14 protein-coding genes are annotated in these 15,088 nt (G+C 62.9%); 8 read left to right on the forward strand and 6 right to left on the reverse strand.

Going from position 1 to position 15,088, the window contains the following annotated elements:
* Nucleotide 1: 1 nt before the first annotated feature.
* The 5 genes from QD280_RS03175 to purU all read right to left on the reverse strand — a co-directional run bounded on the left by QD280_RS03175 (nucleotide 2) and on the right by purU (nucleotide 6,647).
* A complete protein-coding gene (locus QD280_RS03175; RefSeq protein ID WP_279838297.1) occupies nucleotides 2-3,010 on the reverse strand; it encodes a 2Fe-2S iron-sulfur cluster-binding protein in 3,009 nt (1,002 codons plus the stop codon).
* A complete protein-coding gene (locus tag QD280_RS03180) occupies nucleotides 3,007-3,318 on the reverse strand; it encodes a sarcosine oxidase subunit delta (protein WP_054555966.1) in 312 nt (103 codons plus the stop codon). Before QD280_RS03180 ends, QD280_RS03175 begins: the two co-directional genes overlap by 4 nt.
* Nucleotides 3,319-3,433: 115 nt before the next feature.
* Nucleotides 3,434-4,675: an FAD-dependent oxidoreductase gene (locus QD280_RS03185; RefSeq protein ID WP_191236889.1), complete on the reverse strand. Its 1,242-nt coding sequence runs from the start codon at nucleotides 4,673-4,675 to the stop codon at nucleotides 3,434-3,436.
* Between the two features lie 38 nt (nucleotides 4,676-4,713).
* Nucleotides 4,714-5,661: a bifunctional methylenetetrahydrofolate dehydrogenase/methenyltetrahydrofolate cyclohydrolase FolD gene (gene folD, locus QD280_RS03190; protein ID WP_279838298.1), complete on the reverse strand. Its 948-nt coding sequence runs from the start codon at nucleotides 5,659-5,661 to the stop codon at nucleotides 4,714-4,716.
* Between the two features lie 107 nt (nucleotides 5,662-5,768).
* Entirely contained in the window at nucleotides 5,769-6,647 is an 879-nt protein-coding gene (gene purU, locus QD280_RS03195) for a formyltetrahydrofolate deformylase (RefSeq protein ID WP_279838299.1), read from the reverse strand.
* A gap of 454 nt (nucleotides 6,648-7,101) precedes the next feature.
* Between purU and QD280_RS03200 the strand changes: the two genes are divergently transcribed.
* The 6 genes from QD280_RS03200 (at nucleotide 7,102) to phnE (QD280_RS03225) (ending at nucleotide 12,652) form a co-directional block, all read left to right on the forward strand.
* Nucleotides 7,102-7,425: a hypothetical protein gene (locus tag QD280_RS03200; protein WP_279838300.1), complete on the forward strand. Its 324-nt coding sequence runs from the start codon at nucleotides 7,102-7,104 to the stop codon at nucleotides 7,423-7,425.
* Between the two features lie 597 nt (nucleotides 7,426-8,022).
* Nucleotides 8,023-8,970: a phosphate/phosphite/phosphonate ABC transporter substrate-binding protein gene (gene phnD, locus QD280_RS03205; protein ID WP_192838126.1), complete on the forward strand. Its 948-nt coding sequence runs from the start codon at nucleotides 8,023-8,025 to the stop codon at nucleotides 8,968-8,970.
* Nucleotides 8,971-9,206: 236 nt separating this feature from the next.
* A complete protein-coding gene (phnD, locus tag QD280_RS03210; protein ID WP_279838301.1) occupies nucleotides 9,207-10,154 on the forward strand; it encodes a phosphate/phosphite/phosphonate ABC transporter substrate-binding protein in 948 nt (315 codons plus the stop codon).
* Between the two features lie 22 nt (nucleotides 10,155-10,176).
* The gene (gene phnC, locus QD280_RS03215) at nucleotides 10,177-11,013 is read left to right on the forward strand and encodes a phosphonate ABC transporter ATP-binding protein (RefSeq protein ID WP_153635600.1); all 837 of its coding nucleotides are present in this window, start codon (nucleotides 10,177-10,179) and stop codon (nucleotides 11,011-11,013) included.
* A gap of 56 nt (nucleotides 11,014-11,069) precedes the next feature.
* Nucleotides 11,070-11,831 (forward strand): phosphonate ABC transporter, permease protein PhnE, encoded by a 762-nt coding sequence (gene phnE / locus QD280_RS03220; protein WP_225996452.1) that lies wholly within the window; start codon nucleotides 11,070-11,072, stop codon nucleotides 11,829-11,831.
* 5 nt (nucleotides 11,832-11,836) lie between these two features.
* Nucleotides 11,837-12,652, forward strand: coding sequence for a phosphonate ABC transporter, permease protein PhnE (gene phnE, locus QD280_RS03225; RefSeq protein WP_279838302.1), 816 nt, complete (start codon nucleotides 11,837-11,839; stop codon nucleotides 12,650-12,652).
* 190 nt (nucleotides 12,653-12,842) lie between these two features.
* Here the strand turns inward: phnE (QD280_RS03225) and QD280_RS03230 are convergent, their stop codons facing one another.
* Nucleotides 12,843-13,733, reverse strand: a complete 891-nt coding sequence (locus tag QD280_RS03230; RefSeq protein WP_279838303.1) for a LysR family transcriptional regulator — start codon at nucleotides 13,731-13,733, stop codon at nucleotides 12,843-12,845.
* Between the two features lie 122 nt (nucleotides 13,734-13,855).
* Between QD280_RS03230 and QD280_RS03235 the strand changes: the two genes are divergently transcribed.
* Nucleotides 13,856-14,146, forward strand: a complete 291-nt coding sequence (locus QD280_RS03235) for a putative quinol monooxygenase (RefSeq protein WP_279830606.1) — start codon at nucleotides 13,856-13,858, stop codon at nucleotides 14,144-14,146.
* A 137-nt stretch (nucleotides 14,147-14,283) separates the two neighbouring features.
* On the forward strand, nucleotides 14,284-15,012 hold the full coding sequence (locus QD280_RS03240; protein ID WP_279838304.1) for a glycine betaine ABC transporter substrate-binding protein: 729 nt from the start codon (nucleotides 14,284-14,286) through the stop codon (nucleotides 15,010-15,012).
* The last annotated feature ends 76 nt before the right edge of the window (nucleotides 15,013-15,088 follow it).

Here is a 15,088-nt window from a genome sequence, read left to right on the forward strand (position 1 = left end):
CTCACAGCTCCTGGCGGGCAGACTCGGGATCGAAGAATGGCAATGCGACGACGTCGGCCTGGACCAGTACGTCGCCCTGCGTGCGGATGGTGATCTTGCTGCCGGGTGTACTGCTGTCGATTCCGGCGTAGGCCAGGCCGATGATGGCACCCAGCGTCGCGCTGTACTCGCACGAGGTCACGTTGCCGGTGATGTCGCCGCCGGGCTTGGCGGCGTCTGCGCTCTGCTCACCTCCGCTTAGCACCAGCTGACCTTCCAGCGGTTGCGGGCTGTCCTTGGGCAGCATGAAGCCGACCAGCTTGCGGGTCTGGGGCTGGGCGGCAAGGATCTCGATCGCCCGCCGTCCGACACAGAAGGGCTTCTTGTGGCTGACCGCCCACTCAAGGCCAATCTCACCGGGATGGCTCATGCCATCGGTGTCCTGACCGATGATGATATGGCCTTTCTCCAGACGCAGCAGACGCTGGGCCTCGACACCGAAGGGGCGGATATCGGCCTGCTCGCCTGCCAGCATCAGCAGGTCCCACAGTGCTTCGCCGAAACGGCTCGGCACATGGATCTCGTAGCCCAGCTCACCGACGAAGCCGACCCGCAGCAGGCGTGCCGGTATGCTGCCGGTGGTGCCCAGCAGCCCGGTCTCGATGTGGCCGGTGCGCAGCTCAAGATAGGGGAAGGCCTGGGGGCTCAGGTCGATATCGCGGCACACCTTGCTCAGCACCTCGCGGGCTCGGGGGCCGGCCAGATTGACGGCGCACCAGGCCGTGGTGACGTTGGTGATATCGACATCCAGCCGCCACTGGGCATTCCACTTCAGCATCTGCTGGTAGACCCGGTCCACGCCGCTGGTGGTGGCGGTGACATAGAAGTGCTCCTCACCGAGGCGGCACGAGACGCCGTCGTCGATGATGACGCCTTGCTCGTTGGCCATGGTGGCGTAACGCGTGCGCCCCACCGGCTGCTTGAGGAAGGCGAAGGTATAGACGCGGTTGAGCAGTTCGGCGGCGTCCGGCCCGCGCAACTCGATGCCCCCCAGGGTCGAGACATCGATCAGGCCCACGCCATTGCGCACGGCTAGTGCCTCGTTCTGCATGGCGTCATTGCGCTCCTCCGGGCGGCCATAGAAGGCCGGGCGCGCCCAGTGGCCGGCCGGCATCATGGTGGCGCCCAGATCCAGATGGCGCTGATGCATCGGTGTCTGGCGGTAGGGGTCGAAGCTGCGACCGGCCAGCAACGGCAGCGGTTCGGCCACGAAGGGCGGGCGCGCGGTGGTCACGCCGGTCTCGCTGACGGTGCGCTGGGTGGCTTCGGCGACCAGACGCGCGGCCGGCAGTGCCGAATGACGGCCCTGGGACGGGCCCATGCCCAGCGTCGAGAAGCGCTTGACCAGCTGGATGTCGCGATAGCCGTGGCGGGTGGCATTGAGGATGTCGCGAATCTGCAGGTCTTCATCCAGATCGACGAATTCCTTGCCCTTGGGGTGCGCGAACAGCGGCCAGCCATGCTGACGGAAGGGGCGTGACGGCGTGATGGCCGCCGGCTCACTCGCCTCAGGCGTGACATCCACGATCTTGCCTGCGGCGGCCAGCCCGGCCAGTGCAGACCTGGCGGCACGCTGGCCATCGGCCATCACGTCCTTGAGGTGATAGAGGCCATTGGCGGAGCCCGCCATGTGCAGGTGTGCCGGCAGGCCGCTGAGGCTGAAGCGTGCATCGTCATCCAGATAGGAGAGCTTGGCGCCCGCCTGGCAGGCCAGCTGATAGACCGGCATGTAGCCCGCCGTCATGCAGACCAGATCACAGGGAATCACATCCCCTTCGTCAGCCAGTTCGCCGCGCGCGACGATCCTGCGTACCTCGACGCCCGTGACGTGATGCAGCGACTTATCCGCCTGCGCTTCAAAGATGGCGTGCTCGAGCTTCAAGGCGATGCCACAGTGACGGACGGCATCGGCCAGACTTTCATCATCCGGCTGGGCGCGCATGTCGAGCAGGGCGACGATGTTGACGCCGTGCTCCATCAGGTCCAGCGCCGCCAGATAGCCATCATCGCTGCCGGTGATCACCACCCCTTGCTTGCCCGGCAACACGCCATAGTGCTGCATCAGGCGCTGGGCGGCACTGGCGAGCATGATGCCCGGCAGGTCGTTGTTGCGAAATACCACCGGCTGGTCGAAGGCGCCGCTGGCGAGAATGCACTCCTTGGCCCGCACCTTGTAGAGGCGCTTGCCGCGGATCACCGGCAGGTAGTTGTCGGTGAACCAGGCATTGCAGGTCGCCTCGGTCATCACGTCGATGCGCGGATGCGCCGTGACGGCCGCGGCGAGACGCTCAAGCGTCTGGCTGGCCTCATGTCCTTCGGCATCGAAGCGTGCGTAGGTCAAGGCACCGCCGAGCAGACGGCCCTGTTCGACCAGCAGCACGCTCGCGCCGCCCTCGGCAGCCTCAAGCGCGGCCGTCATGCCGGCCGGACCGGCGCCTACCACCACCACGTCGTGGAACAGATAGGCCTTGTCGTGATAGTCGCCGCGCACGTCCAGATTCAGCGTGCCGAGCCCGGCCTTGCGGCGAATCAGCGGCTCCCAGTACTTCCAGACACCCTTGGGCTTGTAGAAGGCACGGTAATAGAAGCCCACCGGCATGAATTTCGAGAACTTGCCCAGCCGCATGTCGCGGTCGTTGTCCAGGCTGCCAGAGACGTTCTGGGCGGTGACTTCAAGCCCCGGGCTGATCTGGCGCTCATCGCCCAGCACGTTGGGCTCATCCGGCAACTGCACCAGGGTGTTGGCATCCTGGCCGGCGAAGGTCAGGGCGCCACGCGGGCGGTGATACTTGAAGGAGCGCGACAGCAGCCAGCGGCCATTGGCGGCCAGGGCACTGGCGATGGTGTCGCCGGCAACGCCCTGATAACTCTTGCCGTCGAAGCTGAAGGTCACGGGCGTATCACGGTCGATCAGTCGACCCATCGGGGCCGGCAGACGTGCGCCTCGGGTCATGGGGACTCTGGCGTTCATGCGCGTTCTCCCGAGCTATCCGTGGTGTGCAGTGGGAACTCCACGCGCTGGGTGAAGCGCTCGGAGGGGTCGAAGGTGCGCAGGATCTCGTCGGTCACGGTGTGACGCTCGGCGAGGAACCAGTAGCTGGAGGCCGCGTGCATCCACCATTCGGTAACGACACCGGCGGTGTTGTCGCTGAAGAAGACGTAGTCGGCCCACTCGCGATCACTGCAGGTATCGGGGTCTGGCATGTCGGCAAGCTCGCCGCCATACACGAATTCGCTGATATTTCGGGGCCCATTGAGTGGGCAGGGCATGATCTTCATCGCGGAAATCCTTGACCGTTGTTCTTGTACATCCAGCGTGGGGTGCGTATTCCCGGGCAGTCATCGAGCCTTGTAGGTCGAGCCGTCGCGAGCCGTTGCGATCCATCGCGAGCCATCAGTGGCTGGCGGCAGTCGCGCCCATCTCGTTGACCTGACGGAAGCGCGCGAAGCGTTCCAGTGCGAAGGGGGCAATCAGGTCCGGAGTCTTGCCGCCGGAGGCGACCAGCTCGGCCATGGTCTTGCCGCAGATCGGCGTCGCCTTGAAGCCCCAGGTGCCCCAGCCGGCATCCAGGTAGTAATTCTCGACGGGGCTCTCGCCCATGATCGGGCTGTAGTCTGGCGTCATGTCGGTCGTGCCCGCCCATTGGCGCATCAGGCGGGCCTGGGACAGGAAGGGGAACATCTCCAGCGCCGCGGCGATCAGGCTTTCCTTGAGGTCCAGCGTCGAGCGGGTGTTGTAGAGCGGATAGGGGTCGGAGCCACCGCCGAACACCACCTCGCCACGGCTGGTCTGCTGCACGTAGCAGTGCAGGGCCGAGGAGCTGACGAGCGGGTCGAGGAACGGCTTGAACGGCTGGGTGACCATCGCCTGCAGCGGGTAGCTGATGATGGGCATGGTGAAGCCGGCCTTGCTGGCGAGCACCGAGCTATGCCCGGCCACCGCCTGCACCACGCAGCCGCACTGCACGGTGCCGCGATTGGTCTTCACGGCGCGGATCTTGCCGCCTTCGACCACCAGGTCCTGCACTTCGGTGAGCTGGTGGATCTCGACGCCGCGCTTGGCGGCCTCCTTGGCGTAACCCCAGGCGACCGCATCATGCCGCGCGGTGGCGCCATCGATATGCCACAGGCCCGCCATGACCGGCAGGTGGCCGGGGTCCAGATTCAGGGTCGGTACCAGCTCGCGGATCTGCTGGCGATCCAGCATCTCGGTGCGCCCGCCGAAGTGGGTGTTGACCTCGGCGCGCTGGCGGAAGGCGCGCACGGTGGAATCGGTGTGCGCGAGGGTCAGCTGGCCGCGTTCCGAGTACATGATGTTGTAGTCGAACTCGTTGGACAGTCCCTGGAACATGCGCACCGATTCGCTGTAGAAGCGCACGCCTTCCGGCGTCAGATAGTTGGAGCGAATCACCGCGGTGTTGCGCGCGGTGTTGCCACTGCCCAGGTAGGCCTTTTCCAGCACGGCGATATTGGTGATGCCGTGATACTTGGCCAGATAGTAGGCGGTGGCCAGGCCGTGCCCGCCGCCGCCGATGATGACCACGTCGTAGCGGGACTTCAGCTCCGTGGGCGGGGGGAGGTCGACTTCGGCCGGATACTCGGAGGACAGGCCGTACTTGAGCAGGGAAAAGGGCATCGGTGACTCCCGGTACGCGCAAACGTACCTCTAGTGGTTCAGGCCGACTGGCGACGCGCGGCAGTCAGGGTGTTGGCGAGCAGGCAGGCGATGGTCATCGGGCCGACGCCCCCCGGGACAGGCGTGATGGCGCCGGCGATCTTGCTGACCGCAGCGAAGTCCACGTCCCCGACCAGGCGGGTGCGTGCCTTGCCGGTGGGGCTTTGCTCGGCGGATTGCGCGATGCGATTGATGCCCACATCGATGACCACGGCGCCGGGCTTGATCCAGTCGGCGCTGATCATGTTCGGGCGCCCGACCGCGGCGACCACGATATCGGCCTGGCGACAGAGTTCGGCGGGATTCTGGCTGCGCGAGTGCAGCTGGGTGACGCTGCAGTTGGCGGCCAATAGCAGACTGGCCATCGGCTTGCCGACGATGTTGGAGCGGCCGATGATCACCGCATGTAGCCCGGAAAGGTCACCGGCGCGCTCGGTAAAGGTGTCACGCAACAGGCGCATGCAGCCGGTGGGCGTGCATGGCGCCAGGGCATCGGCGCCCTGCACCAGCGCCCCGACGTTCATGCGATGGAAGCCGTCGACGTCCTTGGCGGGATCGATGGCCTCCAGCACCGCGTCTTCCTGGATATGCGCCGGCAGCGGCAGCTGGACGAGGATGCCATGCACCTCGGGGTCTGCATTGAGTCTGGCGACCAGCGCCAGCAACTCGGCCTCGCGGGTCTCGCTTGGCAGCACGTGCTCGAAGGACTGCATGCCACACTCGACAGTGCGCTTGAGCTTGTTGCGCACATACACCTGGCTTGCCGGGTCTTTGCCGACCAGCACGACGGCAAGCCCCGGTATCACGCCCTGTTGCGCGAGGCTTGCGACCTCTGCCGTGACTTCCTTGAGCAGTCGCGCCGAGGCGGCCTTGCCATCGATCACGGCGGCGGTGGGCTGTGCGAGTGTCTCGTCCGCGCTCGCGGTGGGTGTCGCTTGGGTATTCATGACTGCGCTTCCTCCCTTGGGTGACGGCCGATGATTCACACGTGGTCTGTCTTGAAGGCTTGTGTGACGCCTTGCTTGAAGACTTATTTGACGCCTTGCTTGAAGACTTACTTGAAGATCACGGTGCGATCATTGGCGAGGAAGACGCGGTGTTCGATGTGATAGCGCACGGCATTGGTCAGTGCCTGAGTCTCGGTATTGCGGCCCGCTGCGACCAGATCTTCCGGGGCGAAGTTGTGTTCGACCCGCTGTACGGCCTGATCGATGATCGGCCCTTCGTCGAGATCCGCGGTGACATAGTGAGCGGTGGCCCCGATCAGCTTGACCCCGCGGGCATGGGCCTGGTGATAGGGCTTGGCGCCCTTGAAGCCCGGCAGGAAGGAGTGGTGGATGTTGATGGCGCGCCCGGCCAGCTTCTGGCACAGCTCATCGGAGAGAATCTGCATGTAGCGCGCCAGCACCACCAGCTGAGTGCCGGTCTCGTCGACGATGTCCATCAGGGCCGCTTCCTGGCGCGCCTTGGTGTCCTTGGTGATCGGCAGGTAGACGAAGCGGATGCCTTCGCGCTCGACCATCGGGCGTAGGTCGAGGTGATTGGAGACCACCGCGGTGATCCGCATGTCCAGCTCACCCTTGCGGTAGTGATAGAGCAGGTCGTCAAGGCAGTGGTCGAACTTGGAGACCATGATCAGCACCGGCATCTTGTCCTGGCCACCGTGGATCTGCCATTGCATCCCGAAGGGTGCCGCCACGTCCTCGAAGGCCTGACGCATCTGGGCGATATCGCCTTCGACGCCTTCATTGAAGCGGAAGCGGGCGCGGAAGAAGAACTGCCCCTTGTCCTCATCATCGTATTGCGCCAGCTCACTGATGTAGCACTCATGGGTGGTCAGGAAGGTGGTGATGGCCGCCACGATGCCGGACGTCGCCGGGCAGCTGATGGTGAGAATGAAGTTATCGTCTGAGGTGCAGGTCGCGTGAGGCATTCTGGGCTCCGATGTCGGCAGAGAGGCATTGTTGTTGTGATGTGAAGAATGTCATTCACTGACGTGGCTGTGGCTCGGTTATTTCCTGTCAGTGACTTAATTTTCTTCTCAAGTAAATAACAATGTTTTTCTGGCGCTGGGTCAAGCCTGATCGACGCGCCAGCCGGCGTTAGTGCCCATGAAATGAAGACAATCATTCATTGATGAATTTTCTTCTGCTTTGGGGGAGTGCGGCGCAGGGCAAAGCCATGCGGCGGGCGAGGGTGGGACAGGTGCCAGATGAGACACGCTCGTCTCGGGATGGCTACAACTTTCGGATAAGGTGAAAGAAATCGTCATGTCAGGGATCGACAATTGCGAGCTTGAATATCAACACGTTAGTGTCTGCTCATGACAAACCTCGAGGGACACCCTCCAGGACTCGGTATTCATGCAAGATGACGAGGTAGACACGATGCGCAAGTTGACGATCGCAGCACTGATGGTGGCCAGCATGGCCGGTTCCTCCGTGGCACTGGCCGGCAATCCGACGCTTGAGGCTCACAAGGACAGCGCCAAGTCCCAGTACACTCAGTCCAAGAACAGCGCCAAGTCATCTGCCAAGTCTGCCGCCCAGTCCCACAAGGCCACGGCAAGCAGCAAGGCATCGGCCAAGACATCACACGCCAGCCAGGCGGCCAAGTCAGCCAAGTCCAGTGCCAGCAACAAGGCGAGCGATACCCAGTCTCGTTACCAGAAGAAGAACTACGCCGACGTGCTCAAGAACGAGCGCCACTGAGGCATGACATCGCTGCCTGATGGCAGCTGAGTGCCCCGAATGATGAAAGCCCCCGCAGCCTTTGGTTGCCGGGGGCTTTTGCGTTTCGGCCTCTTTTGGTCAGATTCTGTCTCCAGCCGCTGTGGCCAAGCCCTTTGCGTAAAGCCCTCGGGTCCAAGCTCTCGGGGCCAGCGCCTTGGCTACTTGCTCACGACGACAGGGCGTAAAGAGCGAGTGGATCTCCGCGTTCTCGAAAGCGCGACCTTCACGCCGTGCTGGGGGTCTGTCAGGCAAGACAGCTTCATCGCGTGGCGAAGTGCTCAGCTCGCCATCTTCAAATGAACGTCAATCAGCGGGGGAGCAGGCCACGATAGCGGGGCATCATGGGGCCTGGCGGCCTCGGCGCGGACCGTTATCGGAAAATACATATGGAGATTCATATTTTCAGATAACCATGAAAGTCGCCTCTTCACGCTCGCTCCAGGGCGCTGTCTTTGGACTGTCATGCGAGCGCATCACGTTCGCAATCCAAGCGTCATCCAATCTTCATACGAAGCGCCTACTTTACATCCGCAGCTGGATCTCGGTTCGAACGAAAAAACTCAAGGGGCAGGGAATATGAAGACGCTTGGCTTGGTGGTAGGCGCGATGATGCTGGTTCCTTCGATGGCACAGGCGGCGTTCAGTCTGGATAGCCGTTACAACGACGCCGATGGGGATCTGGTGGCGGATATTCCGACGGATGCCTCACAGCTCAAGGACCCGAGCACGCTGGTATTTGCCTATACCCCGGTGGAAGACCCGGCGGTCTATGCCGATGCCTGGTCTGACTTCCTGGATTACCTGGCCGAGAAGACTGGCAAGAAGGTGCAGTTCTTCCCGGTGCAGTCCAACGCCGCCCAGATCGAAGCCATGCGTGCGGGTCGTCTGCATATTGCCGGCTTCAATACCGGTTCCAACCCGCTGGCCGTGGCCTGTGCCGGCTATCGCCCGTTCACCATGATGGCGGCGGCGGATGGCAGCTACGGCTACGAGATGGAAATCATCACCTACCCGGGGTCCGGCATCGACAAGGTCGAGGACATCAAGGGCAAGGAAATGGCCTTCACCTCCGAGACCTCCAACTCCGGCTTCAAGGCACCGTCTGCCATCCTCAAGGCCGATTACGACATGGTCGCCGGCACCGATTTCACGCCGGTGTTCTCCGGCAAGCATGACAATTCCATCCTCGGCGTCGCCAATCACGATTACGTCGCTGCTGCCGTCGCCAATTCGGTGATGGGGCGCATGGAAGATCGCGGCGTGATCGAGGCGGACCAGATCAAGACGCTCTATACCTCGCAGACCTTCCCGACCACCAGCTACGGCGTCGCCTACAACCTGACGCCGGAGCTGCAGGCCAGGATCAAGGACGCCTTCATGAGCTTCCCCTGGGAAGGCTCCTCACTGGCAGCGGAGTTCTCCGAGTCCGGTGAAGCGCAATTCGTACCGATCTCCTTCCAGAAGGAGTGGGAAGTGATCCGCAAGATCGATGACGCCAACAACGTTCAATACAACTGCCGCTGAACCCCGCAAGAGGGATCAGGCAGTGACATGACGGGCGTAACGCGACCTCCCGAATTGATGCCATGTGTGGCCGGCCGGGAGGTCGTAAAGGGTCAGGACCCTGAACGCCAGTGCCGCCAGTCTAAAATATTGGCTTATATGGATCAGTGAATATTGTCGGGTGGCGTCGCCAGCTGATGATATCTGTCCCTCGCGCGAGGCGGGGGGGCAGATCAAAGAACACACGGGAGAAGGGAATGAAGCGTCTTGGATGGTGGTTGGGGTCATTGCTGTTGGTGCCGACGCTGGCGCAAGCGCAGTTCAGTCTGGGCGAACGCTACAGCGATGCCGATGGCGACATGGTGGCGGATATTCCGACGGACCCCGCCGAACTGAAGGACCCCGCCACCCTGGTATTTGCCTATACCCCGGTGGAAGACCCGGCAGTCTACGCCGATGCCTGGTCTGATTTTCTGGAGTATCTGGCCGAGAAGACCGGCAAGAAGGTGCAATTCTTCCCGGTGCAGTCCAACGCCGCCCAGATCGAGGCCATGCGTGCCGGCCGTCTGCAGATCGCCGGCTTCAATACCGGTTCCACCCCGCTGGCGGTGGCCTGTGCCGGTTTCCGTCCCTTCACCATGATGGCCGCGGACGATGGCTCCTTCGGTTACGAGATGGAAATCATCACCTATCCGGGCTCCGGGATCGACAAGGTCGAGGACATCAAGGGTCGCGAGATGGCCTTCACCTCCGAAACCTCCAATTCCGGCTACAAGGCACCGTCGGCGATTCTGAAGTCCGACTACGGCATGGTCGCCGGTACCGACTTCACCCCCGTGTTTTCCGGCAAGCATGACAACTCGGTACTCGGTGTCGCGAACAAGGATTACTCGGCCGCCGCGATCGCCAACAAGGTCGCCCGTCGCATGGAGCAGCGCGGTGTGATCAAGCCCGAGCAGCTCAAGACGCTGTATACCTCCCAGACCTTCCCGACCACCAGCTACGGCATGGCGCACAACCTGACGCCGGAGCTGCAGGAGAAGATCAAGGACGCCTTCAGGACCTTCCCGTGGGAAGGCTCGTCACTGGCAGAAGAATTCACGCCGGTGGGGGAAACCCAGTTCATCCCGATTTCCTTCAAGAAGGAGTGGGAAGTCATCCGCAAGATCGACGCGGCGAACAACGTTCAATACCACTGCCGTTGATCGGCAGGGTCGGGAGTCAAACGTGCTGAAACTAGAGAAAGTCACCAAGACCTACAAGACAGGCGACCTGGCACTCAATGCCGTCAGTCTTGAGGTACCGGCAGGGCAGGTGGTCGGGTTGATCGGCCCGTCAGGGGCGGGCAAGTCGACCTTGATCCGCTGCATCAACCGGCTGGTCGAGCCGACCTCCGGCGAGATAAGTCTGGCCGGCGAGTCCCTGACGGGCCTCAAGGGGAGCGATCTGCGCCGCGTCCGTCGGCGTATCGGGATGATCTTCCAGGAATATGCACTGGTCGAGCGTCTGACGGTGATGGAAAACGTGCTATCAGGCCGACTGGGCTATGTCTCGTACTGGCGCTCGCTGTTGCGTCGTTATCCGGCGGCAGACGTGCAGCAGGCGTTTGCATTGCTGGAGCGGGTGGGGCTTGCGGGGCGTCACGACAAGCGTGCCGATGAGCTGTCGGGCGGGCAGCGTCAGCGAGTCGGCATCGCACGGGCACTGGAGCAGAATCCGGAGCTGTTGCTGGTCGATGAGCCGACCGCCTCACTGGACCCCAAGACCTCGCGCCAGATCATGCGTCTGATCCAGGGCATGTGCCGCGAGCGCGGCCTGCCGGCGATCATCAACATCCACGATGTGATGCTGGCCCGCAACTTCACGGACCGCCTGATCGGGCTGCGTGCCGGGGAAGTGGTCTTCGATGGACCGCCGGACGCACTGACCGACGAGGTGCTGACCACCATCTATGGTGCCGAGGACTGGACGCAGCTCAATCCGGAAGAGGGCGCCGAGGAGGCGGCAGATGAACCGGCGGTGCGCCCGCAGGCACCGCGCGAGCAGATGGTGGCGGCGACATGACAACGCCAGCTCCCTCTTCCTCCACCATGCCGACCCGCTGGCAGCGTCCGCCGGTGATGTTCAAGCGTCGCTGGCATGCCTGGCTGTTCATGCTGTGTGCCATCGCCTATCTGGTGGTGGCAACCTCGACCATCGAAGTCGACTGGGCACGGGTCCAGGAAGGCATGATCCGCGGCTGGCGCTTCCTGCAGGGCTTCCTGGTCCCGGATTTCACGTCGCGCTGGCGTGATATCCAGCAAGGGCTGATCGAGAGCCTGACCATGACCTGGACCTCGACGCTGGCGGGCATTCTGATCTCGATCCCCATCGGGATCGGCGCAGCACGCAACCTGGCCCCGGCGCCGATCTATTTCCTGTGCCGCTCCATCATAACGCTGTCGCGCTCCTTCCAGGAAATCATCATCGCCATCCTGCTGGTGGCCATGTTCGGCTTCGGACCCTTCGCGGGCTTTCTGACGCTGACGTTCGCCAGCATCGGCTTCGTCGCCAAGCTGCTGGCCGAGGAGATCGAAGCCTGTGAGGCCGTCCAGATCGAGGCGATTCGTGCCACCGGCGCCGGATGGTGGCAGGTGGTCAACTATGCCGTGCAGCCTCAGGTCATGCCGCGCCTGATCGGCTTGTCGCTCTACCGCCTCGACATCAATTTCCGTGAGTCCTCGGTGATCGGCATCGTCGGCGCGGGCGGGATCGGCGCGACACTCAATACGGCGATCGATCGCTACGAATACGATTCCGCCGGCGCCATCCTGATCATGATCATCGCCATCGTGCTGGTGGTGGAATATTCCTCTTCCTATATCCGTCGGTGGGTGCAATGACAGTCATGACAGACAGTTCCTCGTCTCACGCCCCTGTCTGGCAGCGTTCTTCGTCGCGTCAGCGCCTGGTGAAGTGGGTTGGCCTGTTCTGGCTGGTGGCGTTCAGCGTCTACTGCTGGCAGGTGATGAATGAAGACACCATCTGGGCCTTCGTGGAGGATGCGCCCGCCCAGGCGGCCGATATCGGTGGACGCATGTTCCCGCCTGAGTGGAGCTACCTGGGGCGCCTGTGGCAGCCGCTGTGGGACACCCTCAACATGGCGACGCTGGGTACCGTGCTCGGCGTGATCATGGCCGTGCCGGTCGCCTTCCTCGCCGCCAGCAACACCACGCCGAGCGTGAGCTTCATCCGTCCGCTGGCGCTTTTGATCATCGTGGCCTCGCGTTCGATCAACTCGCTGATCTGGGCGCTGCTGCTGGTCGCCATCATCGGCCCGGGGCTGCTGGCGGGGGTGATCGCCATCGGGCTGCGCTCCATCGGCTTCGTCGCCAAGCTGCTCTACGAAGCCATCGAGGAGATCGATGAGCGTCAGGTCGATGCCGTGCGTGCCACCGGTGCCTCGGGGCTGCAGGTGATGAACTACGCCGTGGTGCCGCAGATTCTGCCGGCCTTCTGGGGTATCAGCGTGTTCCGCTGGGACATCAATATCCGCGAGTCGACGATTCTGGGGCTGGTCGGGGCCGGTGGGCTGGGGCTCAATCTGCAGTCCTCGCTCAATGTGCTGGCGTGGAACCAGGTCAGCATGATCTTCGTGGTGATCCTGTTCACCGTGATCGCCTCCGAGTGGGTCTCGGCCAGGGTGCGCCAGGCCGTGTTGTAACCTGGCCCATCCTCATCCCCCAGATCCAGACCCTGAGGCATGTCCGCAACACGCGCAAAGCAAGACGCCAACACCTCTGTCGCGCGCAATGCGCACAGAGGTGTTGGCGTTCTGGTTGCGGCAAACGTCTCGCCAGATCGACAGACGACGGGCCGGCAAATGACGAGGCGGCTGTGCGCCTGGGTCCCGATCAGGCCGGTTCGCTGAAGGTATCGACCAGGTGCTGGGCAAACGCCTGCACGCGACGCGGCTGGGCGCGCGCCGGCGGAAACAGCAGCTGCAGCGGCGAGGGCGGCGCGGCATGTTCCGGCAGCAGCTCGATCAGGCGACCCGCACGCAGATCCTCCTTCACGTCGACTTCCGATTTCAGGGCGATGCCCAACCCTTCCAGGCACCACTGACGCACCAGTTCGCCGTCATTGGCGATCCGGTTGCCACTGACGGTGACGATCTGCGGCACCTTGTGACTGCCGAAGCGCCACTCGTTGTCGAGGCTCTTGCCGAAGCGCATCACCAGGCAGTTGTGGTGCTTGAGGTCTACCGGCGTCAGCGGCGCAGGATGCTGCGCCAGATAGGCGGGGGAGGCGCATATCAGGCGGCGTTTCTGGCCCAGATGCCGCACGCGCAGCGTGCTGTCCATGATGGTGCCGAAGCGCAGGGCAAGATCGATTCCCTGGCCGACGATATCCACGTAGCTGTCCGACAGCAGCAGTTCTATCTCGATGGTGGGGTGCAGATGCTGGAATTCGGTGATGGCGCGTGACAGGGCATTGCGGCCCAGGTCGCTCGGCGCACTGACGCGAATGCGGCCGGTGAGGGTCTGGGCGCCCAGGCGGATGCGGGTCTCCAGTTCCGAGACGCTGTCGAGCAGGCCGCGGGCTTCCTCCATCAGTGTCCGGCCTTCTTCGGTCAGGCTGATGGCGCGCGTGGTGCGATTGAGCAGCACGACCCCGTAATGGGCTTCCAGCGCGGCGAGGCGCTCGGACACGGTGGTGGGCGACAGCCCCGTCTCGCGTCCTGCGGCGGTCAGGCTGCCTTTCTCGATGATGGTCAGGAACAGGGCGATATTATCCAGCAGCATTGTACGGTTTTTCCGAATTATCTTTGCGTAAGGTGGATGTTTATACGGATGAGGCTTGTGGCTAGGATGACCATATCGCTTGCGCAACTCAAGCTTCCCGATCACGCCACGGAGTTCCTTTCATGACCCAGCTGACCATCATCGCCAATATCCATGCCAAGCCGGACCAGATCGAGCAGGTCAAGGCAGCGCTTCTGGCACTGGTGCCCATCACCCGTGCCGAGGAAGGCTGCCTTGGCTACACCCTGCACCAGAACAACGATAACCCGGCGCATTTCACCTTTCATGAGAATTGGGCCTCGCGGGAGCTCTGGCAGCAGCACATGCAGGCCCCGCACCTGGAAGAGTACATGGCAGCGACGGAAGGCGCGGTCAGCGAATTCACCCTGCATGAAATGACCGCCTTCTACTGAGGGCGGGTCCTCGCCTTGGATATGGGCCCTGGCCTTGAATATGGGCTCTGGCCCTGGATATGGGCCCTGGCTTACCACCGCGGCCATGCAGGCCTGCTCGCTTTTTTTCTCCTTCAAACAACCCACTCGAGGCAGTCATGACAGACCCCATCCGTATCGGCCATATCGCGTTGTCCTTCCATGAGGCCAGTGCTCTGGAAGTGGCGCGTGTTCTGGAGAGCCACGGCCATGAGGTGACCTTCGCCTCTGCTCCCCACGAAGAGGCCTTCGCGATGCTGGGGCGAGGGGAGGTCGACATTCTGGCATCTGCCTGGTTGCCGTCGAGTCATGAGACCTACCTGGCCCCCATGCTGGAGGACGTCGACAAGATCGCCGTCATCTATGAGCCGTATTGCATCTGGGGAGTGCCGGATTACGTGCCACAAAGCGCGGTGGCAAGTGTCACGGACCTGCTGCTGGAACCGGCGCTCAGCAAGATGGAGCTGATCATCCAGGGCATCAATCCGGGGGCCGGCATCAGTCGCTTCTCGGCCGAGATGATCAAGCAATATGGTCTGGACGCCGCCGGGTATGTCTTCCGCACCGGCAGCGAAGCGGACTGTTTCGATCGTTACGAAGCGGCGGTGGCGCAGGGGCGTTGGGTCGTGGTGCCGCTGTGGCATCCACAGTTCCTGCATCACCGCTACCGGATTCGCGCCCTCAAGGAGCCCAAGGGGCTTCTGGGCACCCAGGATGACGCCACGCTGGTGGTGCGCAAGGAGGCTCGCCTGCGCATCGGCGCCGCGGCCCTCAAGGACCTCTCTCAGCTCTACATCGGCAATCCTCGCTTGAGCGAACTGGAAGACGACCTGCGTCGCCGCGCCTGAATCTTCTCGCCTGAATCTCGACAAACCCTGGGCGATGGCCACGTCACCGCCCAGTCTCTTCATCTCATCATCATCG

This window comes from Cobetia sp. 1AS1 (assembly GCF_029846435.1).
Lineage (GTDB): Bacteria > Pseudomonadota > Gammaproteobacteria > Pseudomonadales > Halomonadaceae > Cobetia > Cobetia amphilecti.